Source organism: Marinimicrobium koreense, assembly GCF_003762925.1.
Lineage (GTDB): Bacteria > Pseudomonadota > Gammaproteobacteria > Pseudomonadales > Cellvibrionaceae > Marinimicrobium > Marinimicrobium koreense.
In genome coordinates this window covers 928,799-947,586 of record NZ_RJUK01000001.1, presented here as the reverse complement: position 1 = coordinate 947,586, position 18,788 = coordinate 928,799, and the positions used below count along the sequence as shown (strand labels likewise).

At 58.7% G+C, this 18,788-nt stretch carries 18 protein-coding genes; 12 read left to right on the top strand and 6 right to left on the bottom strand.

Features of this window, described 5'->3' with window-relative positions; genetic code table 11:
- Nucleotides 1–49 precede the first annotated feature (49 nt).
- Both EDC38_RS04015 and gloB read right to left on the bottom strand, forming a co-directional pair.
- Nucleotides 50–1,645: a lytic transglycosylase gene (locus tag EDC38_RS04015; RefSeq protein WP_123637406.1), complete on the bottom strand. Its 1,596-nt coding sequence runs from the start codon at nucleotides 1,643–1,645 to the stop codon at nucleotides 50–52.
- A 141-nt stretch (nucleotides 1,646–1,786) separates the two neighbouring features.
- Nucleotides 1,787–2,572 carry a hydroxyacylglutathione hydrolase gene (gene gloB, locus EDC38_RS04010; protein WP_123637405.1) on the bottom strand — a complete coding sequence of 262 codons (786 nt, stop codon included), beginning with the start codon at nucleotides 2,570–2,572 and terminating at the stop codon, nucleotides 1,787–1,789.
- Between the two features lie 84 nt (nucleotides 2,573–2,656).
- On the opposite strand from gloB, the gene EDC38_RS04005 reads away from it, so the two are divergent.
- The 8 genes from EDC38_RS04005 (at nucleotide 2,657) to msrA (ending at nucleotide 10,167) form a co-directional block, all read left to right on the top strand.
- Nucleotides 2,657–3,469, top strand: coding sequence for a class I SAM-dependent methyltransferase (locus tag EDC38_RS04005; protein WP_170162847.1), 813 nt, complete (start codon nucleotides 2,657–2,659; stop codon nucleotides 3,467–3,469).
- Nucleotides 3,470–3,494: 25 nt separating this feature from the next.
- Complete coding sequence (rnhA, locus tag EDC38_RS04000; RefSeq protein WP_024460222.1) at nucleotides 3,495–3,932, top strand: ribonuclease HI; 438 nt, start codon at nucleotides 3,495–3,497, stop codon at nucleotides 3,930–3,932.
- A 2-nt stretch (nucleotides 3,933–3,934) separates the two neighbouring features.
- The gene (gene dnaQ / locus EDC38_RS03995; protein WP_024460221.1) at nucleotides 3,935–4,645 is read left to right on the top strand and encodes a DNA polymerase III subunit epsilon; all 711 of its coding nucleotides are present in this window, start codon (nucleotides 3,935–3,937) and stop codon (nucleotides 4,643–4,645) included.
- A 225-nt stretch (nucleotides 4,646–4,870) separates the two neighbouring features.
- Nucleotides 4,871–6,580: a FimL-related protein gene (locus EDC38_RS03990; RefSeq protein WP_123637403.1), complete on the top strand. Its 1,710-nt coding sequence runs from the start codon at nucleotides 4,871–4,873 to the stop codon at nucleotides 6,578–6,580.
- A gap of 1 nt (nucleotide 6,581) precedes the next feature.
- A complete protein-coding gene (gene nudC, locus EDC38_RS03985) occupies nucleotides 6,582–7,385 on the top strand; it encodes an NAD(+) diphosphatase (protein ID WP_123637402.1) in 804 nt (267 codons plus the stop codon).
- A gap of 15 nt (nucleotides 7,386–7,400) precedes the next feature.
- The gene (locus EDC38_RS03980; RefSeq protein WP_024460218.1) at nucleotides 7,401–8,054 is read left to right on the top strand and encodes a hypothetical protein; all 654 of its coding nucleotides are present in this window, start codon (nucleotides 7,401–7,403) and stop codon (nucleotides 8,052–8,054) included.
- A gap of 54 nt (nucleotides 8,055–8,108) precedes the next feature.
- A complete protein-coding gene (sohB, locus tag EDC38_RS03975; protein ID WP_123637401.1) occupies nucleotides 8,109–9,182 on the top strand; it encodes a protease SohB in 1,074 nt (357 codons plus the stop codon).
- A gap of 337 nt (nucleotides 9,183–9,519) precedes the next feature.
- Entirely contained in the window at nucleotides 9,520–10,167 is a 648-nt protein-coding gene (msrA, locus tag EDC38_RS03970) for a peptide-methionine (S)-S-oxide reductase MsrA (RefSeq protein WP_123637400.1), read from the top strand.
- 189 nt (nucleotides 10,168–10,356) lie between these two features.
- On the opposite strand, the gene EDC38_RS03965 is transcribed toward msrA, so the two are convergent.
- The gene (locus EDC38_RS03965; RefSeq protein ID WP_123637399.1) at nucleotides 10,357–10,695 is read right to left on the bottom strand and encodes a hypothetical protein; all 339 of its coding nucleotides are present in this window, start codon (nucleotides 10,693–10,695) and stop codon (nucleotides 10,357–10,359) included.
- Between the two features lie 53 nt (nucleotides 10,696–10,748).
- Entirely contained in the window at nucleotides 10,749–11,477 is a 729-nt protein-coding gene (locus tag EDC38_RS03960) for a phosphoadenylyl-sulfate reductase (protein WP_024460214.1), read from the bottom strand.
- 446 nt (nucleotides 11,478–11,923) lie between these two features.
- Here EDC38_RS03960 and thrH point away from each other — a divergent pair, with 446 nt between their 5' ends.
- Nucleotides 11,924–12,541 (top strand): bifunctional phosphoserine phosphatase/homoserine phosphotransferase ThrH, encoded by a 618-nt coding sequence (thrH, locus tag EDC38_RS03955; RefSeq protein ID WP_024460213.1) that lies wholly within the window; start codon nucleotides 11,924–11,926, stop codon nucleotides 12,539–12,541.
- Nucleotides 12,542–12,706: 165 nt separating this feature from the next.
- Here the strand turns inward: thrH and pabB are convergent, their stop codons facing one another.
- Nucleotides 12,707–14,098, bottom strand: a complete 1,392-nt coding sequence (pabB, locus tag EDC38_RS03950) for an aminodeoxychorismate synthase component I (RefSeq protein WP_024460212.1) — start codon at nucleotides 14,096–14,098, stop codon at nucleotides 12,707–12,709.
- Between the two features lie 117 nt (nucleotides 14,099–14,215).
- Between pabB and rimO the strand changes: the two genes are divergently transcribed.
- Nucleotides 14,216–15,535: a 30S ribosomal protein S12 methylthiotransferase RimO gene (gene rimO / locus EDC38_RS03945; RefSeq protein WP_123637398.1), complete on the top strand. Its 1,320-nt coding sequence runs from the start codon at nucleotides 14,216–14,218 to the stop codon at nucleotides 15,533–15,535.
- A 199-nt stretch (nucleotides 15,536–15,734) separates the two neighbouring features.
- Here the strand turns inward: rimO and EDC38_RS03940 are convergent, their stop codons facing one another.
- Nucleotides 15,735–16,400 (bottom strand): hypothetical protein, encoded by a 666-nt coding sequence (locus EDC38_RS03940; RefSeq protein ID WP_024460210.1) that lies wholly within the window; start codon nucleotides 16,398–16,400, stop codon nucleotides 15,735–15,737.
- Between the two features lie 131 nt (nucleotides 16,401–16,531).
- Here EDC38_RS03940 and EDC38_RS03935 point away from each other — a divergent pair, with 131 nt between their 5' ends.
- Nucleotides 16,532–18,124, top strand: coding sequence for a fused MFS/spermidine synthase (locus EDC38_RS03935; protein ID WP_246004328.1), 1,593 nt, complete (start codon nucleotides 16,532–16,534; stop codon nucleotides 18,122–18,124).
- 39 nt (nucleotides 18,125–18,163) lie between these two features.
- Entirely contained in the window at nucleotides 18,164–18,766 is a 603-nt protein-coding gene (locus tag EDC38_RS03930; protein WP_123637397.1) for a DUF938 domain-containing protein, read from the top strand.
- Nucleotides 18,767–18,788: the final 22 nt, after the last annotated feature.

The window sequence follows — 18,788 nt, the reverse complement described above, 5'->3', positions numbered from 1 at the left end:
ACCGCCTATTAAAGGCGGTTTTTTTGTGCCTGTGAAACCGGGGGTGTGATCAGAACGAAGCGTTGTTGGTCACATCCACGAACAGGGTCAGGGATTGTCCCGGATGAATGTAGCTGGATGCGGACACCGTGTTCCAACGCAGAATATCCTGGACTGACAGATTGAAGCGATTGGCGATTCGAGCGATCGAGTCCCCTTTGCGGACACGGTAATGCACCTTGCGCACGACGGAGCGGCGATCGCCTTGAGCACTGCTGGTCATGTCTTGCTGTTCGGTCCAGATCACCAGCGTCTGGCCCGGCATCAGGGTGTCGCCCGGGGCCATGCCATTCCAGTTGGTCAGCGCCCCTACGGTGATGCCATGGCGCTTGGCAATCGTCCAGAAGCTGTCTCCCGGGCGCACCTGGTAGTCGACCCTGGTGCTGCCTTCACTGCCCTGAGAGCGATTCTGTGTCCGTTGGCGACGCTGGTCGGCGCTGAAAGCGTAGCGGTTGGCCGGATGCTTGGCGGTGGGAATCATGAGGGTCTGTCCGGCCCGGATGATGTTGCTGTTCAGTTGATTGACACTTTTGATGGTGTCGACACTGGTGCGATAGCGGCGGGCGATGGTGATCAATGAGTCGCCACTGACCACCCGGTAGCGATCCCAGCCCACCCGCTCGCGGGTCGGAATGCTGGCCAGGTTGGCGCGGAAGGTCTCTTCATGCTGGACGGGGATCAACAGCCGGTGGGGGCCGTCCGGATCCGTGGCCCAGCGATTGTAGCCGGCGTTCAGGAGGTAGAGCTCGTCCAGCTCCAGTTCGGCCAGCTCGGCCGCCTGTGCCAGATCGATCTGTGACTCCACATCCACGATCCGAAAGTAGGGCTCGTCCGGGACGGGGTTGAGGGCAAGATTGTACTTTTCGGGCTCGCCAATCACTCTGGCAAGGGCCAATAATTGGGGCACATAGGCCCGGGTTTCCCTGGGCAGGTTCAGGGACCAGAAGTCGGTTGGCTTGCCGCGTCGCTCGTTGCTGCGGATTCGGCGCATGACATTACCCTGGCCAGTGTTATAGGACGCCAGGGCAAGCAACCAGTCGCCGTCAAACAGCTCGTTGAGGTACTTCAGGTAGCGAATGGCGGCGTCGGTGGAGGCGACCACATCCCGGCGTCCGTCGTACCACCAGTTCTGTTTGAGGCCGTACTGACGACCGGTGGCGGGGACAAATTGCCAGATGCCGGAGGCCCGGCCGTGGGAATAGGCAAAGGGGTCAAAGGCGCTTTCGACAATGGGCAGCAGCGCCAATTCGAGCGGCATGTCCTCGGCTTCCAGCTCGTTGGCGATGTGGTGGAGAAAGCGCTGGCCCCGCTCGATGACCCGCTCCATGTAATGTGGGTGACGGGCGTACCAGTCCAAGTAGGTGTCGATTCGTGGGTGATCGACATCGGGAAGTCCGTAGCCGTCTCTCAGGCGCGGCCAGAGGTTGCCCTCATCTGATACCAGGAATTGGGCCTGTTGCTCCCGATCCAGGGTGCAGAGCGATTCGTCGATGACCAGACGGTTCTGGTCCGCGGTTTTGGACGGTTCTGAGGGGGTCAGGGTCTGGCAGCCACCGAGACTGATCAGGCTGACGGCCAGGGCGAGAGGGCGCTTGAGTCGATTCATTGGTTACCGAAGTGCTGGTGACACGTGATGCCAGACGTCGTTCGCCAGGCGCGGATTTTCGCGATTCTAGGGACTCTCATTGGGGGCGTCAAGGAACGCCCGGAGGATGTGGCGCGCCGTTCATCCGGGTTTCCCTGCAGACTAACGAAACCGGTCTTTTCTGGAGCGCAGTTCCCCAAAGACTCTTGACCGCTCGCTATTGGGGGGCAGACCCAGAGCGCTCACCAGGGAGGGGTCGTCCGTGCGCAAATAAGGGTTGGTCTCCCGCTCCAGGGAGAGTTCACTGGGGAGGGTCGGCCGGTGGCTGGCTCTCAACTCGCTGACATGGTCCAGGCGCTTGCGCACGGCCGCATTGTCGGGCTCCACCGACAGGGCAAAACGCAGGTTGGTCTGAGTGTACTCGTGAGCACAGTAGATCCGGGTCTCGCCCGGCAGTGTGTTGAGCCTGTCCAGAGACGTCTGTGCTTGCGCCGGTGTCCCCTCAAACAGTCGGCCGCAGCCCGCGGCAAACAGGGCGTCGCCGCAGAACAGCCTCGGGGGAGCTTCTTGTGTCGCCGCCTGAAAGTAGGCGAGGTGGTCCAGTGTATGGCCGGGAACGGCCATGACTGACAGGGTCAGGCCCGGCAGTTCTAACCGATCACCGTCTTTCACGACCTGGTTCACTTGAGGTACTGAGTCCGGGCCATGCACCGGGACTCTCAGGCGGCTCAGAATTCCGTCCAATCCGTCGGTATGATCCCAGTGGTGGTGGGTGATCAGGATGCCTCTGAGCCTGAATTTCTCCCGCTTCAGTGTTTCAAGTACCGGTTGGGCGTCGCCAGGATCGATCAGATACACGTCGCCACTCTGGCACTCCGGGGTATCGTCCACGGGCAGCAGCCAGAAATAGTTGCTGTCCAGTGCGGGAATACCAATGGGTTCGCGCATTAAAGGCTCCTGTTTTCATGGGGTTAAGCGAGTATACTCTCAGCATAGCGGATGCCTGCGCAACCGCCGAGTGGGGCGATTACTATGACTTCAGACAAGTTCCTGAGCCGGGTTCGGGCTTGGCGGAGGCAGCGTTTTGGCGTGCCGCCGGCGGATCAGTCGGCCCGGGAAATGGCGGCCTGGTTCGGTACCCCTCTCGGGCAGGCGATGTTGGCGGCGGAGAAGCTCACCCTCGAGGGCGCGCTGCAGGACCTGTTTGGCTACCATCTGCTGCAGATTGGTGTCGATCCAGCGCTGGATATGACCGGCAGCAGCCGGATCACTCATCGCGTGACGATTGCCTTCCGTGATGCCGGGGCCGGTTCACTGTCGTCATTGATCGCCGACCCCCGACAGCTGCCGCTGCCTTCCGGGTCGGTTGATCTGGTGGTGCTGCACCACGCACTGGATTTCAGTCCGACGCCCCATCAGCTGCTACGAGAGGCTCAACGGGTCTTGATCCCCCGGGGATGTCTGGTTGTGGTGGGGTTCAATCCCTGGAGTGGCTTCGGGCTCACCCGCCACGTCGCACGCCTGTTCAGCCGGCACGCGCTCTGGCGCCATCAGCCGTTGAGGCTTGGACGTTTGTTGGACTGGCTGCAGTTGCTGGATCTTGAGCCGGACCGCGTTCAGCGCGGCTTTTACCGCCCGGCGGTGCAGCATCCGGGCGCTTTGCGTCGTTTACAATGGTGTGACCAGTGGGGTAAAAGGCTGCACCTCCCGGGGGGCGCCTTCTATCAAGTGCTTGCCTGCAAGGAGCTGGGTGGTGCGGTTCCTGTTAAACCCGCGTGGGAGCGGCGCCCGTCGTCGTTGCCGGGGCTGGGCGCCCAGCCCATGAGAAAAGATCAAAAGTATTGAAAATCAATGAATTGCTGGTGATAGTTTGAAAAAAGTTGAGATATTTACGGACGGTGCCTGCCGGGGGAACCCCGGGCCCGGCGGCTGGGGAGCGCTACTGCGCTTCAACGGTCAGGAAAAGAGCCTGTACGGTGGTGAAGCCGAGACCACCAACAACCGGATGGAACTGCGAGCGGCCATTGAAGCACTAGACGCCCTGCGGGAGCCCTGTGAGGTGGTCCTGACCACGGACTCTCAGTATGTGCGTAAGGGCATCAGCGAGTGGATGAAGGGCTGGAAACGCAACGGCTGGAAAACCTCCGCCAAAAAGCCCGTCAAAAACGTCGATTTGTGGCAGGCGCTGGATCGGGCGGTACAGACCCATCGAATTGACTGGCGCTGGGTCAAGGGGCACAGTGGACACCGGGAGAACGAGTTGGCAGACCAGCTGGCCAACCGCGGCATTGACGAATTGAGGAGTTGAGCGTGCGACAGATCGTACTGGATACCGAAACGACGGGTCTGGAGCCCTCCCAGGGCCACAAAATCATCGAAATCGGCTGTGTGGAGCTGGTCAACCGGAAGCTGACCGGACGTCATTATCATCAGTACATCAATCCGGAGCGGGAAGTGGATGCCGGCGCGATGGAGGTGCACGGTATCACCAATGAGATGCTGGCGGACAAGCCGGTGTTTGCGCAGATTGTTGAAGACTTTGTGGCCTTTGTCGATGGTGCGGAGCTGGTGATTCACAACGCGCCGTTTGATATCGGTTTTATCGACCACGAACTCAAACAGTGGAATGCCCGGTTTGGCTCTATTACCCGTCGTTGCGGCGTGATCGACAGCCTGGTCCTCGCCCGAAGCAAGCACCCGGGGCAAAAAAACAACCTGGATGCGCTGTGCAAGCGCTATGGCGTGGATAATGCCCAGCGCGAGCTGCACGGCGCCCTGTTGGATGCCGAGATTCTGGCCGATGTTTATCTGCTGATGACCGGTGGCCAGACGGCACTGTCTCTGGGAGGAAGTTCATCGGCGGGCAGTGGCAATGACAGCTCCGGGCAGGAGCGGCGCCCCCTGTCGGCCCAGCGGACGCCGACACCGGTGATTCGCGCCAGCGATGAAGAGTTGGCCGCCCATCGCGCGAAGCTCGAAGCGATCGAGAAAAGTGCTGGGCAGGTGCTCTGGCAAGATTGATCAAAGTCCCAAATTTGCTGATTTCTTAGTGGCTTACGTTGCTTTGTTCAAATTTGTGTGAAAAATAGGGGGACTTGGGTTACATTGTTTCCCACAACAATTGTGTCCCATAACAACAAGTAATAGCGCGCTGTTCCCCGGAAAGCGCCTCCCGGGCGGCCCCGTTGGACTCTCAACGGTTGTTCGGGGCAAGGGCTGAAATCATGACAAGAAAAGGTAGCGGCAGTGAGCAGCACTGAAAACGTCAACCTCAATTCCCTGAAACTGGTTCAGGATCAGTTGGTCGCCACCATTGAGCAGGCCGCTGTCCGATTGGAGGAGTTTGCCGCCGATCGCAATAACGGAGAGCTCCTCCAGAACTGTATCGATGGCATCAAGCAGATCAGCGGCACCCTGAATCTCCTGCAACTGCGAGGCGTTGACTTGCTGGCCCAGGAATTGGTCGAGCAGATAACTGATATCCCTTTGGGGGAAGAACAGAATACCAATCGCAAGCTGGACGTGCTGACGTCGGCTTTTTTCATCCTGCCGCGCTATCTCGAGTACTGCCTGCAGACCTCCAGGAGCATGGCGGTGCTTCTGATCCCTCATATCAATGAGTTGCGTCAGCTTCGTAAAGCCCCCCCATTACCGGAGAGCTACTTCTATACCCTGGAACCGGAACCCATCTATTCGGGCAAGGGGCAGAGCAGTACTGTACTCGGGGAAGATCTGCCGCCGCTGGTGCGCCGGCTTCGGCACATGTATCAGGTGGGTCTGGTCAACCTGCTTCAGAACAAACAGCAACGGGCCTCACTGGGCATGATGGGGCGGGCGATGGAGCGCCTGGAATCCATCAGCCATGGTCGCCCCCGGGCGGGCCTGTGGTGGGTGGCCGCAGCGATGTTCGAGGCGCTGCGGGCCGCCAACATGGATATCGGCGTCGGCCGCAAACGCCTGTTCAGCGCCCTGGATCGCCATATAAAACAACTTCAGTCTGCCGGCCCCGAGGGACTTGAGCAACCTCCAGAGCCGTCGCTGCTCAAGGAAATGCTCTATCTGATTGCCTTGTCGCGGGCCAGCGGTGCGCGCACCGATGCAGTGGTGAAAGCCTACGGCCTGGAGCCGCTGCCTTATACGGATGCGGAGCTGGTGCGGGAGCTGGAGTTCCTCAAAGGCCCGAGTGCGGCCACCATCGACTCCATGGGCGCGGTCCTGAAAGACGAGCTGCGCAGCACCAAAAACATTCTCGAGCGGGCCGCCCAGGGCGGCACCGAATTGTTACGCGAAAGCCCGGAGCTGCTGGAAACCCTCAAAAAAGTGGCGGACATTCTGTCGGTGGTGGGGCTGGTATCGCCCAGTAACAGCCTGAAAGAGGAAATCCAGAAAATCCAACGCTGGCAGAAGTCCGACGAGACCATCGATCCTGACGAGCTGCTTGCCGTCGCCGACACGCTCTTGTACATCGAAAGCTCCGTGTCGGGACTGGGTAAAATGAACCTCTCCGATGAGCGGTTAGCCAAGTTGAATGCGACCTCCCGGGACCAGATCATTGCCAACAGTCAGCTCGCCGAGGCGGAAGAGTTGGTGCTGGAAGAGGCCGAGTCCGGCCTGGCCATGATCAAACGGGCGCTGACCTCCTATGCCGAATCAAACTACGATGTCGGGCACATCAAGAATGTTGCCACCACCCTGACCACCATCCGCGGCGGTATGATCCTGCTGAACCGTCCACGCTCAGCGGCGGTGCTGCACTCCTGCTCCCGCTTCATCGAAGAGTCACTGCTCAAGAGTGAGCAGCCGGCGGCGGTGCGCCATATGCTGGAGAATTTTGCCGATGCCATCATCAGCCTCGAGTATTACATAGACAGTCTGCGTCAGGATCGTAATACCGATGACAGTGTCCTTCAGGTTGCCGAGGAAAGCCTGGCGGCCCTGGGCTATCCGGTGAACTGAAGTGGCGGATGACTCCCATGCTGATCATTCCCGTCGGTATCTGTTGGTAGGGGACGGCACCGTTCTTTGCGACCAGCCCGGTCGCCTGAGACTCCTGGATGCGGCTGAAGCGGAACCCTGGGTGGCGACGGCGGATTGCGATTTCCTCGGTCGCTGGGAGGGTCTCTCACTCTATGCGCTGCACCTCCTGGACGCACCAATTATAGAAGGCTGCCAATGGCTGGGTCTGCGAACTCAACTGGGGCTGCTGGACGATCGGCTGTTTTTCTTGGTGGGCAATGCTCTGCAATGGTCCCGGTGGCGGCTGGAGCACCGCTTTTGCGGGCGCTGCGGTGGCCCGACTGAACCCATGCCTGCCGGCGAACCCGCCCATCGGTGCCCGCGATGTGAGTTGCGTTTTTACCCCCGCCTGAGCCCCTGTATGATCACGCTGATTACCCGTGGCGATCAGTGTCTGCTGGCCCGCCACGCGCGCTCGCGCCAAGGTATCCACACGGCGCTGGCGGGGTTTGTTGAGATAGGCGAGCGCGTTGAAGATACCGTACACCGCGAGGTCATGGAGGAGGTGGGGCTGACCATCAAGGCGCCGCGTTATTTCGCCAGTCAGCCCTGGCCGTTCCCCGGACAACTGATGTTGGGCTTTCATGCGGAGTATGACTCGGGGGAGATACGGGTGGACGGCGATGAAATCGTGGAGGCCAACTGGTGGCGCTATGACAAGCTGCCCGTCACGCCTCCTGTGCAGACCATCGCCGGACAGTTGATTGCGGATTTTGTCGCGCAGCAGCACAATAAGCGCTCCTGAGACTAGGAAACTCGCATGTTCTACACGATTTTTTCAATCGCCATCATTCTTCTCGGGTTGATACTGGTCTATGCCGCCTTGCGCCTGCTGGCCCGTCGGCACTGGCTGATGGGTTTTTTGCGGGGCTTCGTCGGGCTGGGCCTGTTGGTTCTGGCTCTGGTGTTGGCCCTGGCAGCGCTGGACCTCTTCAGCTATCGGCAGATGGCACAGGAGGAACCGGTCGCCACCTTGAGCCTCAAACAGCTCGGGGATCAGCGGTTCAGGGCGACGCTGGTGCACAACAATGGCGAAGAGGACACCTTTGAGCTCCGCGGAGACCAATGGCAACTGGATGCACGCATCATCAAGTGGCAAGGATTCTTGGGTGGCTTGGGTATTAAACCCGGCTACCGGCTGGATCGGCTCAGTGGCCGATACTACACCCTGAACGATGAGCGCAGCGCCGAGCGCACCGTCTACAGTCTGGAGCAAAGTGCCTGGGGGCCGGACCTATGGGCCCTGGTCAATCGCAACCCGGCCTGGTTCCCGGTGGTTGACGCCCGCTATGGCAGTGCGACCTTTGTACCCATGGCGGACAATGCACTGTTTGAGGTGCGTCTGTCATCGTCCGGCTTGCTGGCGCGACCGTTGAATGATCCGGCCCGACAGGCGTTGTCAGTCTGGGAGTGACCGATCTACCGAGAGAAAACGTAAAAGAAGACCACCAAATAACGGAGTGAAGCTTTGGAATTCATCAATGAGTACGGGCTGTTTCTAGCCAAGGTAATAACGGTCGTGATTGCGATCGGTTTTGTCGCCGGGCTGGTGGCAGCCGCTGGCAGCAAAAACCGGAAGCGGGGCGATAAAGGGCAGGTTGAAGTCGTCAAACTGAACGACCGCTTCAAGCATATGACCCACGCGCTCAAGCAGGCGGCATTGGATGATGCGGAGCGCAAAGCCGACGCCAAGGCCGAAAAAAAGCAGGAAAAGGCCGAGCAAGCCGAGAAAAAGAAAGCCCTCAAAGCCCAGGCCAAAAGCGATGGCAAACCGAAGGACAGCGATAAAAAACGGGTCTTTGTGTTGGACTTCAACGGCGACATCAAAGCCTCGGCCACTGACAGCCTGCGAGAAGAAATCACCGCTGTACTGAGCCTGGCCCGCCCTTCGGATGAGGTGGTGGTCAAGCTGGAAAGCGGCGGCGGGCTGGTGCACAGCTACGGCCTGGCGTCCAGCCAACTGGCCCGGATTCGAGACCGCCATATTCCCCTGACCGTATGCGTGGACAAGGTGGCGGCCAGTGGCGGCTATATGATGGCCTGCGTAGCGGACCGGATTCTGGCGGCCCCTTTCGCGGTACTGGGCTCGATCGGCGTGGTGGCCCAGTTACCGAATTTCCACAAGCTGCTGAAAAAGAACAACATCGATTTCGAGATGTTTACCGCGGGCGAGTACAAGCGTACCGTCACCATGTTTGGTGAAAACACGAAGAAGGGCCGGGACAAGTTTGTGGAGGACCTCGAAGACACCCACATTCTGTTCAAGGAGTTCGTTTCGGAGCACCGCCCTCAGGTGGAGATCGATAAGGTGGCCACCGGGGAGATCTGGTTTGGTCGTCGCGCGCAGTCGGTGAAGCTGATTGATGAGCTGAAAACCAGTGATGAGTATCTGGTACAGTTGGCCGAGAAGTCCGATGTGTTTGAAGTCAGTTTTGTGCACAAGAAGTCACTCCCGGAAAAGCTCGGTATGGCCACCGAGGGTGCGGTTGATCGTCTTCTGTTACGTTGGTGGCAACGCTCCAATAACCAGCGCTGGTTCTGAGGCATACTTCGTGGTCCGGCGTCAGCGGGGTACACCGTTTGGAGACCCGCCGTGAACCCATCCATGGGGGCTTCTCGTCGACATCCATGTCTCCGAGAGTCTCCAAACGGTGTACCCCGCTGACGCCTCCGTGCCAATAACAACTATTCTGGATCCCCAACTGTCTAAGGTTGGCAATGAGCTGGGTGAGGGAGTATGGCCTTTGGAGACTCTCGGAGGCAGGGAGCCGACGAGAAGCCTACAGGGATGTATTCACGGCGGGTCTCCAAAGGCCATACTCCCTCAGCCAGCGGACGTGATAAACGCTCACAAGTACTGATCGGAAATAGGTGTAGAGATGTTTTTTGGTACGAGAAAGCTGGAAATGCCCACGCGGGATCAGGCCTTGAAAGGGCGTGATGAGGCGATGAAACTCGACGGCGACAATGCCAAACACTTTGTCAAAGGTACGCCACTGCAGCCACCTTTCCCGGAAGGGCTGGAACAGATTGTTGTTGGCATGGGCTGTTTTTGGGGCGCCGAGCGATGCTTCTGGCAACTGCCTGGCGTCTACAGTACCGCCGTCGGTTACGCCGCCGGTTATACCCCCAATCCTACCTACGAAGAAGTCTGCTCCGGCTACACCGGACACAACGAAGTCGTCCTGGTGGTATTTGACCCCACCGTTGCGCCGCTCAGCAGCATTCTCAAAACCTTCTGGGAAAATCACGATCCTACCCAGGGCATGCGCCAGGGCAATGATCGAGGCACCCAATACCGCTCCGGGATTTACACCCAGAATGCCACGCAGCAAGCGGCGGGGGAGCAGAGTCGGGAGCGGTATCAGGCCGCGCTTGAGGCGCGGGGCAGGGGAGAGATAACCACAGAGATCCAGCCGGCCGGCCCGTTTTACTATGCTGAACCTTATCACCAGCAATATCTGGCCAAAAACCCGGGTGGTTATTGCGGGTTGGGTGGTACCGGCGTTAGCTGTCCAGCGCCTTGATCGGCTCAATGCGACGTATTGGTATTAGTGTGGAGGAATGTTTCGGCGGATGCGCGCTTCGCGCTTATCCGCCCTACTTTACGTGCCGTGCTACCCGTAGGGCGGATAAGCGCGAAGCGCGCATCCGCCGTAACCAGAACCAAACAAGGGCACCCATGCAGTGCCAAAAACGCCTGTCTGCGGCGAAGATTACAGAAAATCCAGATCCGGATTATCCTTCATGATTTCCTTCAGCTCGTCCGACTCTGACGCCTCCTGCTCCAGCACCTCCCGGACGAATTTCAGATACACCGTAAAGATCACCGGATCCTGACCGTCCTCATGATCGACCAGGAAAAAGGGTGCCCGGTCGACCTGGTACTGGCGGGCCAGTTGCATCCCCGGGCTGTTCGGGTCGCGTTCATCCGCCACCAGAATGTCGTCGATGCGACTCATATGGCCGCTTTCTTTCAGCTTCTGCAGGACGTCCGCGCACTTCGCGCAGGGCGAGCCGTCTTTGAGTATCTTTTTTACCAGCGTGATGGTCATAAGCTTACCTCGTGGCGTTCTCGGAGCATTGTCTCGCCCGGCCTGCTATCACGTCACGACTTGACGTTATCAGCGTGCAACCCGCATTCTTTCTTGGTTGATTCTTCCCACCACCAGCGGCCTTCCCGCTCGTGCTGGCCCGGACCAATCGGGCGTGTGCAGGGTTCGCAACCGATGGAGACATAACCCTTGTCGTGCAGCTCGTTGTAGGGAATCTCCATAGCCCGAATATAGTCCCAAACCTGCTGGGAACTCCAGTTGGCCAGGGGATTGAATTTCACCAGCCGATCGCCGGGGCGGGCAAACAGCTTGTCGTCCTGAATGACCGGAATGCCGTTGCGGGTGCCCGGGCTCTGGTCTTTGCGCTGCCCGGTAACCCAGGCGTCGACTTCCAGCAGCTTCTTGCGAAGCGGGCCGATTTTGCGGATGCCGCAGCACTCCTGATGGCCATCCTGGTAGAAACTGAACAGGCCTTTTTTGCGCACCAGCTCGCGAACGGCCTCTCCGTCGGGTGAAAGGACATCGATATCGACCTTGTAGTGCTCACGCACCCGCTCAATAAAGCGGTACGTCTCGGCGTGCAGGCGTCCGGTATCCAGCACGAATACCTTGATGTCCGGACGTATCTGGTGGGCCATGTGCACCAGAACGACGTCCTCGGCACCACTGAAAGAGACGACGATGTTGTCGAACTCGCTCAGGGCGAATTCCAGGATTTTCTGGGGCGAGGCCTGTTGCAGTTCGGCGTCCAGATCGACGGTATTGAGTAGTTCGCTCGACATTGATAATTCCATGGCTGGGGTTGGCTGATCACGGCGGAGAAGAATACCAGAGGCCGAAATAACTTCCTAATACCCAGTCTTTATGAGGTTATTCCATCACTGTCTGCCCCTATGTGTCCGATGGAGTGCTCCGTGGAACATTGGGCAAAGTTTCATCAATTTGGCGACGTAATGCACAGCATCTAGTGGTTTTGTTGGGTGAAAACCCCACATATCGAATAAAAAATCAACAAAATGGTCATAAAGTAACGATGAAAAAATAACTTTTGTGCTAATTATTCGTGGATTGATATGCTTTCTGGATCTATGTTCCACGTGAAAACCCCGGAGTCACAATACGCGCAGGAGGAGGGGAAGCAAGTTGCGTTTCGGCAGGCAAACCGGTAAATTTGCCCGCATTTTCCGGGCTCTGTCCGGGCGACTGTCAATACACTGCGGGGGTAATTGTGGAAATAGCCTGTCTCGACCTCGAAGGGGTTCTGGTTCCGGAAATCTGGATTGAGTTTGCCAAGGTTACGGGTATTGAAGAGCTGAAAGCGACCACCCGGGATATTCCGGATTACGATGTGCTGATGAAGCAACGCCTGCGCATTCTGGAGGAAAATGGCCTGGGATTGAATGAAATCCAGGAGGTCATTGCCAAGTTGAAGCCGCTGGATGGTGCTCCCGAGTTTGTGGACTGGTTGCGCGAGCGTTTTCAGGTCATCATTCTTTCCGATACCTTTTACGAGTTCTCCCAGCCGTTGATGCGCCAGCTCGGTTTCCCCACGTTGCTGTGTCACCGCCTTCAGGTGAATGAGGATGGCAAGGTGGCGGATTACACGCTGCGTCAGAAAGATCCGAAGCGCCAATCCGTACTGGCGCTGAAAACGCTGTACTACCGGGTGATAGCGGCGGGCGACTCCTACAATGACACCACCATGTTGGGTGAGGCGGATGCCGGCATTCTGTTCCATGCGCCGCAGAACGTCATTGACGAGTTCCCCCAGTTCCCGGCGGTGCACAATTACGAAGACCTGAAGAAGGCCTTTATTGCGGCCAGTAATCGGGATTTGGCGCTGTAGGGCGTTTTTGTGGTGTCAGCGTGAAGGTGACTTGGCGGCGGATGCGCTGCGCTTATCCGCCCTACGCAGGTTTATACCGCTGCGCTCGGCCGTAGGGCGGATAAGGGCGCAGCCCGCATCCGCCGCAACCAAAACCAAACATACAAAACACCCACGGGGCGCCGCTCACGCCTTGTCGGAAAACTCCCGCTCCAGCGTTTCCATCAGTACCCGCACTTTATTCCAGCTTTCCTCGTATTCTGACTCGGGCTCAGAATCCGCTACGATACCGCCGCCGCCCCAGCAGTAAATACGTCCCTGATTGCAGACCAGGGTGCGGATGGCAATGCTGGTATCCATATTGCCGTCGGCGCTCAAGTAGCCCAGGCTGCCGCAATACACCGAGCGTCGAACCGGCTCCAGCTCCTCGATGATTTCCATGGCCCGGACTTTCGGTGCACCGGTAATGGAGCCGCCGGGGAAGCTCCCGCCGAGCAGTGTCAGGGCGTCGGCGTCGGGGTTCAGCTCCCCGGTGACCGTGCTGACCAGGTGATGAACGTTGGCAAAACTCTGCAGTTCGAACAGCTTGGGTGTGCGAACGTTGTGACAGCTTTTGCTCAGATCGTTGCGCAGCAGGTCGACAATCATCAGGTTTTCCGCCCGGTTTTTGGCGCTCTGGGCCAAGGCCTGCGCCTCAGCCCGGTCGGCCTCCGGGTCGCTCCGGCGCGGCGCGGTGCCTTTGATCGGGCGGGTTTCCGCCTGTCCATCGTGCAGCGCGATAAAGCGCTCGGGAGACAGGCTGACTACCGCCCCGTCGGCCAGAGGGATAAAGCCGGAAAACGGGGAGGGCAGCGCCTGCCGCAAGGCCAGGAAGGCGCGAGCCGGATTGCCCTGGTAGTCGGCATGAAATCGTTGGGCGAGGTTGATCTGGTAGCAGTCGCCGGCGTGGATGTAGTCGAGGATGCGGTCGAGTTTTTTGTGGTAAGAATCTGCGCTAAGTTCCGCTTTGAACGTATTGATAATAAAGCGGTTTCCGGTTTCTTCAAGAAAGTTCTCAAGTGCTTTTTCCGGTGTCTGGGCCAGCAGGCGAGCACGAAGTGGCTCAATGTCTTGTTCGGGCCGCGTGACCAGATAGGCCTGGGCGGTCTGGTGGTCCTGCACTACGGCCCAATCATAAAACCCCAGCCAGAGGTCCGGCAGAGTGATGTCTGCGGCGGCCTGCTCCGGCAGGCGTTCCAGGCGGCGGGCCAGGTCGTAGCCAAAATAACCGATGGCGCCGGTCGCAAAGGGAATCTCCGCGAGCGGGCTCAGCGGGGCTGGCATCAACTCGCGCACCACATCCAGGGGCGAGGATTCCCGGCGCTCTGACGGTTGTCCACGTGGTTGAATATCACAATGGGTGCCCCGACAGGTGAGTTGTGTGTGGGGTTCGGCGGCCAGAATATCGAAGCGGCCGTAGTGGCTTCCCGGATGCCCGCTGTCCAGCCAGACCGGAGCCTCCCAGTCCGCCAGGCAGGCAAACCAGTGGGCACTATCGACGAAATAGGGCAGGGAGCAGACGCGTGGGCTGGGCCTCATGGAATCAAACTACGGCTCATTCAGGGAAAAGCGGCATTCTAGCACGGGAACCCCATGCAATCCGGGTCCGGAACGCCTACAATAGCGGCCTTTTTCGCCCCCGCACGAGTTTGTCTTATGAAACACACGCCCACCGTTGGTTTTGTCAGTCTTGGCTGCCCGAAAAACCTGGTCGATTCTGAACGCATTCTGACCCAGTTGCGCACCGAGGGGTATCAGATTGTCCCGACCTACAACGATGCGGACATGGTGATTGTGAACACCTGTGGCTTCATTGACAGCGCGGTGGAGGAATCCCTCGGCACCATCGGTGAGGCGCTCAAGGAAAACGGCAAAGTGCTGGTGACCGGTTGCCTGGGGGTCAAGGAAGATGAAATCCGCGAAGTGCACCCCGGCGTACTGGGTATTTCCGGCGCCCACGCCTATGAAAAAGTCCTCGATCAGGTACACCAGCACCTGCCGCCGGCCAAGGACCACAACCCCTTTGTGGACCTGGTGCCACCCCAGGGCGTGAAGCTCACGCCACGGCACTACGCCTACCTCAAAATTTCCGAGGGCTGCAATCACAGTTGCAGTTTCTGCATCATCCCGGACATGCGCGGCAAATTGGTCAGTCGCCCGATCGGGCAGGTGATGAGTGAAGCCGAACGCCTGGTCAAAGCGGGCGTCAAGGAACTGCTGGTGATCTCCCAGGATACCTCCGCCTATGGTGTGGACGTGAAATACCGCACCGACTTCTGGGACGGCCGCCCGCTCAAAACCGACATGCTCAAATTATGCGAGGCTCTGGGGGAGCTGGGTGTCTGGGTACGCCTGCACTACGTTTACCCCTACCCCCATGTCGATAAGGTGATCCCGCTGATGGCGGAAGGCAAAATCCTTCCGTACCTGGATATTCCGTTCCAGCACGCCAGTCCGCGTCTGCTCAAACTGATGAAGCGCCCGGGCCAGGTCGAGAAAACCCTGGAACGGATCAAGAGCTGGCGCGAACAGGTGCCAGACCTGACCATTCGCTCCACGTTTATCGTCGGCTTTCCCGGTGAAACGGAAGAGGATTTCCAACAGTTGCTTGAATTCCTGGAGGAGGCACAACTCGACCGCGTTGGCTGCTTTCAGTATTCACCGGTGGAAGGGGCGGCGGCCAACGAGCTGCCGGACCCGGTGCCGGATGAGATCAAGCAGGAGCGTTTCGACCGCTTTATGGCGGTACAGCAGAAAATTTCCGCCCAACGACTTCAGGCCAAGATCGGTCGCACTCTGGAAGTGCTGATTGATGAGGTTGATGAAGAGGGCGCCATCGGTCGCAGTTACGCCGACGCTCCGGAAATTGACGGCCTGGTCTACCTGAATGGCGCCGAAGGCCTGCAACCGGGCGATAAAGTTCAGGTTATCATTGAGCAGGCGGACGAATACGATCTTTGGGGTTCTGTGATCTAGCACTTATGCGGAGTCACAAAAATCTAATGTGGCACTGAGGCGTCGGCAAGGAACACCGGTTGCAGACTCTCGAAGGCATGGATGCCGACGAGAAGCCCCCAAGGATGGGTTCACGGCGGGTCTGCAACCGGTGTTCCTTGCCGACGCCGGGCTTCTTAGAACGCTTCTGACGTATGAATGCTATCCTCTCCATAGCTACTTACGGTTGCGGTGGATGCCTCCACCAGATCCAGCCGCTCACACCGTAAAACCCCACCATTGCCCAAGCGAAATTCCATTCGATCACGTTCTTTGCTTCGTACTCGAACGCGGGCAGAGTGATATCCACCGCCAGGGATACCGCGCCCCACAACCACTGAATTGACACCAGGGCAAACTGCCAGCGAACCGGGGTAATGATTTCGGCCGGGAGTCGGTTGCGGGCGCTGAACAGCGACTGCACGCAAATCAACTGGGCCAGTAAAGCAAAGGCGAAATGGAAAATGATGCCGGTGCGGCGCATGAACTCGTAGAAACCACTCCCGGTCCCGAGGTAGTTTGTATACAGCACCAGCGCCAGGGCGGAAATGATACCGAGCCAGAGTGCGGCGGTGTGTCGGCGGCGTGGGCCTATGCGCTGGTTCAACCACTGCCACTGAAGCAGCCAGTAAAGCACCAGCAGCATACTGAGCGGCATCATCAGGCCGCGAAACAGGAAAATGGCATCGCCGCTTCGGGCCGCTCGGCTGATGGAGGTGCAGCCGTCGAGGAAGGGATTGCACGCCGGTGCGGCCTGTTGGTACAGCGCTAAGCTGTAGGCACCGGTAACGGCCAGTAGTGGTATCAGGCAATTGAGCCAGGCCAGAATGGATGCAGATCGACGCACAATACCTCCTGATACTTTTCACCGCTTGCGAACCAGACCACAAAAACAGAAGGTCACGTTGGCAGCGTCCAGAACTTCTTATAGTCTACGGCCAACTATTCGCAATACAACAATAATAGAGGTCATGGAACGTGTCCAAACGCAGGCAGACCAACTCCCAACAAACATCTCCCAACGCGACGCCAGGTCATCCGCCGTTGACCCGGATGGATCGGTGGCTCTTTTATGTCACCGCCAGTCTCACTGGCGCGACCGTCATGATGATCGAGCTGCTCGGTACGCGCATTATCGGCCCTTACTACGGGGTGAGCATGATTGTCTGGTCGTCGCTGCTGTCCACCGCCTTACTGGCGCTCTCTGTGGGCTACCTGGTGGGTGGACGTCTTGCCGACACCGCACCCTGGTTGCGGCTGTCCCACATCCTTCTGGTGACGGGGGTGCTGATTGGGGTGATTCCCTTGTTGAGCAAACCGGTGCAGCTCGCCAGTAATGGCTTTGGACTGCGGGGTGGGGCGCTGCTCAGTGCGCTGATCCTGTTTACCCCCTGTCTGCTGACATTGGGAATGGTGGGCCCGTATGTCATCAAGACTGTCACCCAGGGCCTTGAGCGGGTGGGGCGAACTGCCGGGACGGTTTACGCGATCAGTACGCTGGGCAGTGTACTGGGCACGCTCTTTCTCGGGTTTTTTCTGTTGCCGCTGTTTGGAACCGAGGCCATCGTGGTCAGCCTGAGTTTGCTGATGCTGATCATGGCGTTTGTATTGGCACTCTATGAGCGTCAGCGCTTGAGGTCCGGGCATTCGCTGCTGGTCTGGGGCGTGTCCACGGGGGTGTTGGCGGCGGCGCTCTTGCTGGGAGTTGGCACTTCGATTGGTGAGCGGGATTACCCCGGCTCGGACGTCGTCTTCGAAGCGGAAACCCATTACGGCTGGGTCCGGGTCATTGATCAGCCGGAGCGCGGTATACGCTGGCTGATGTCGGGTGGCTCGACGATTGGTGCGGAAGATCTGGAGACCGGGTTGGGCCTTCTGGGGTATCAGCAGGTTGTCGGTCAACTGCCCCGGTTTCACCCGGCCGGGGACTCGGCGCTGCTGGTGGGCCTGGGCAGTGGCCACCTGGTCAATACCTACGCCCGCTTCGGTGTACGCACCGACGCCATTGAAATTGACCCGGCGGTGGCTCATGCCGCGCAACAGTACTTCAGCTTTGAACCGACGGGCGAGGTCGTGGTGGGCGATGCGCGCTATCGGATACAGCAACTTGAACGACGCTATGACCTGATTGTGCACGATTGCTTTACCGGCGGCGCAGAGCCCATTCATCTGTTGAGCCTTGAGATGTTCCAGACGCTGAAAGCCCGCCTGAAGCCCGGCGGTGTGTTGGCACTGAACTTTGTCGGCTTGACCCATGATGGGGAGCGCACCCCGGTGGAGGCCGTGGCCAACACCCTGGATCAGGTGTTTGAGCATCGGCGTACGTTTGTCTCCTCACCGGAGGCCACCTTCAATGACTTTGTGTTCGTGGTGTCGGATGACCCTCTGGAACTCAGTGGCCCCGCAGTGTCTCGCCAGTGGTTGCAGGCCCGGGAGGTGAGCGTTACGGGCGATACAGAGCTGGTGATTACGGATGACTTCAACCCTCTGGAAACACTGCATATTGCCAAGGCGGAGTACTACCGGAATCTGTTGATTGACCGGGTCGGTGAGTCAGTGTTGTTTTATTGAGATACAATAGGTTTCTTTCACCGTGCTGGAGTCGTTCTTATGGCGGTCGTCGACAAACCATTCTCTCAAGCCTGCGAGAACAATAAACAGCCCATTCTGTCGGTGCTTGCGCCGCGTTTCGCAACCCGCCGCCATGTGCTCGAAATCGGTACGGGTACTGGCCAACACGCGGTCTATTTTGCGGCGGCCATGCCGCACTTGACGTGGCAGACCAGTGACCTGCCGGAGAATCATGAAGGCATTCAGGCCTGTCTGGCGGATTACTTCGGCAGCAATCTGAAACGACCATTGGCGCTCGACGCTGCGCAGTCGCCTTGGCCGATCGAGCACACCGATGCGGTATTTACCTCCAATACCTTTCATATCATGCCCTGGGAGGCGGTGCTCTCCCTGTTGGACGGGTGCGCGCGGATTCTGCCTCCCGGCGGCCTGCTGGTGGTTTACGGCCCCTTCAACGAGCAGGGTGAGTTCACCAGCGACAGCAACGCCGAGTTCGACCAGTGGCTCAAAACCCAGGCGCCACACCGGGGCATCCGCAATCGACAGACGGTCGCCGAAGAAGCCGGGCAACGCGGACTGGAACTGACCGAAACCCTTGAGCTGCCCGCCAACAATCGCTGCCTGGTATTTGTGCGTCAGTAACACGATTGAGATCAGTGATTGA

What these genes read in the sequence shown, in the direction of transcription:
- EDC38_RS04015 (WP_123637406.1), bottom strand. Translation starts at nt 1,645, where the DNA reads ATGAATCGACTCAAGCGCCCTCTCGCCCTGGCCGTCAGCCTGATCAGT.
- gloB (WP_123637405.1), bottom strand. Translation starts at nt 2,572, where the DNA reads ATGCGCGAACCCATTGGTATTCCCGCACTGGACAGCAACTATTTCTGG.
- EDC38_RS04005 (WP_170162847.1), top strand. Translation starts at nt 2,657, where the DNA reads ATGACTTCAGACAAGTTCCTGAGCCGGGTTCGGGCTTGGCGGAGGCAG.
- EDC38_RS03980 (WP_024460218.1), top strand. Translation starts at nt 7,401, where the DNA reads ATGTTCTACACGATTTTTTCAATCGCCATCATTCTTCTCGGGTTGATA.
- msrA (WP_123637400.1), top strand. Translation starts at nt 9,520, where the DNA reads ATGTTTTTTGGTACGAGAAAGCTGGAAATGCCCACGCGGGATCAGGCC.
- EDC38_RS03965 (WP_123637399.1), bottom strand. Translation starts at nt 10,695, where the DNA reads ATGACCATCACGCTGGTAAAAAAGATACTCAAAGACGGCTCGCCCTGC.
- EDC38_RS03960 (WP_024460214.1), bottom strand. Translation starts at nt 11,477, where the DNA reads ATGTCGAGCGAACTACTCAATACCGTCGATCTGGACGCCGAACTGCAA.
- pabB (WP_024460212.1), bottom strand. Translation starts at nt 14,098, where the DNA reads ATGAGGCCCAGCCCACGCGTCTGCTCCCTGCCCTATTTCGTCGATAGT.
- rimO (WP_123637398.1), top strand. Translation starts at nt 14,216, where the DNA reads ATGAAACACACGCCCACCGTTGGTTTTGTCAGTCTTGGCTGCCCGAAA.
- EDC38_RS03930 (WP_123637397.1), top strand. Translation starts at nt 18,164, where the DNA reads ATGGCGGTCGTCGACAAACCATTCTCTCAAGCCTGCGAGAACAATAAA.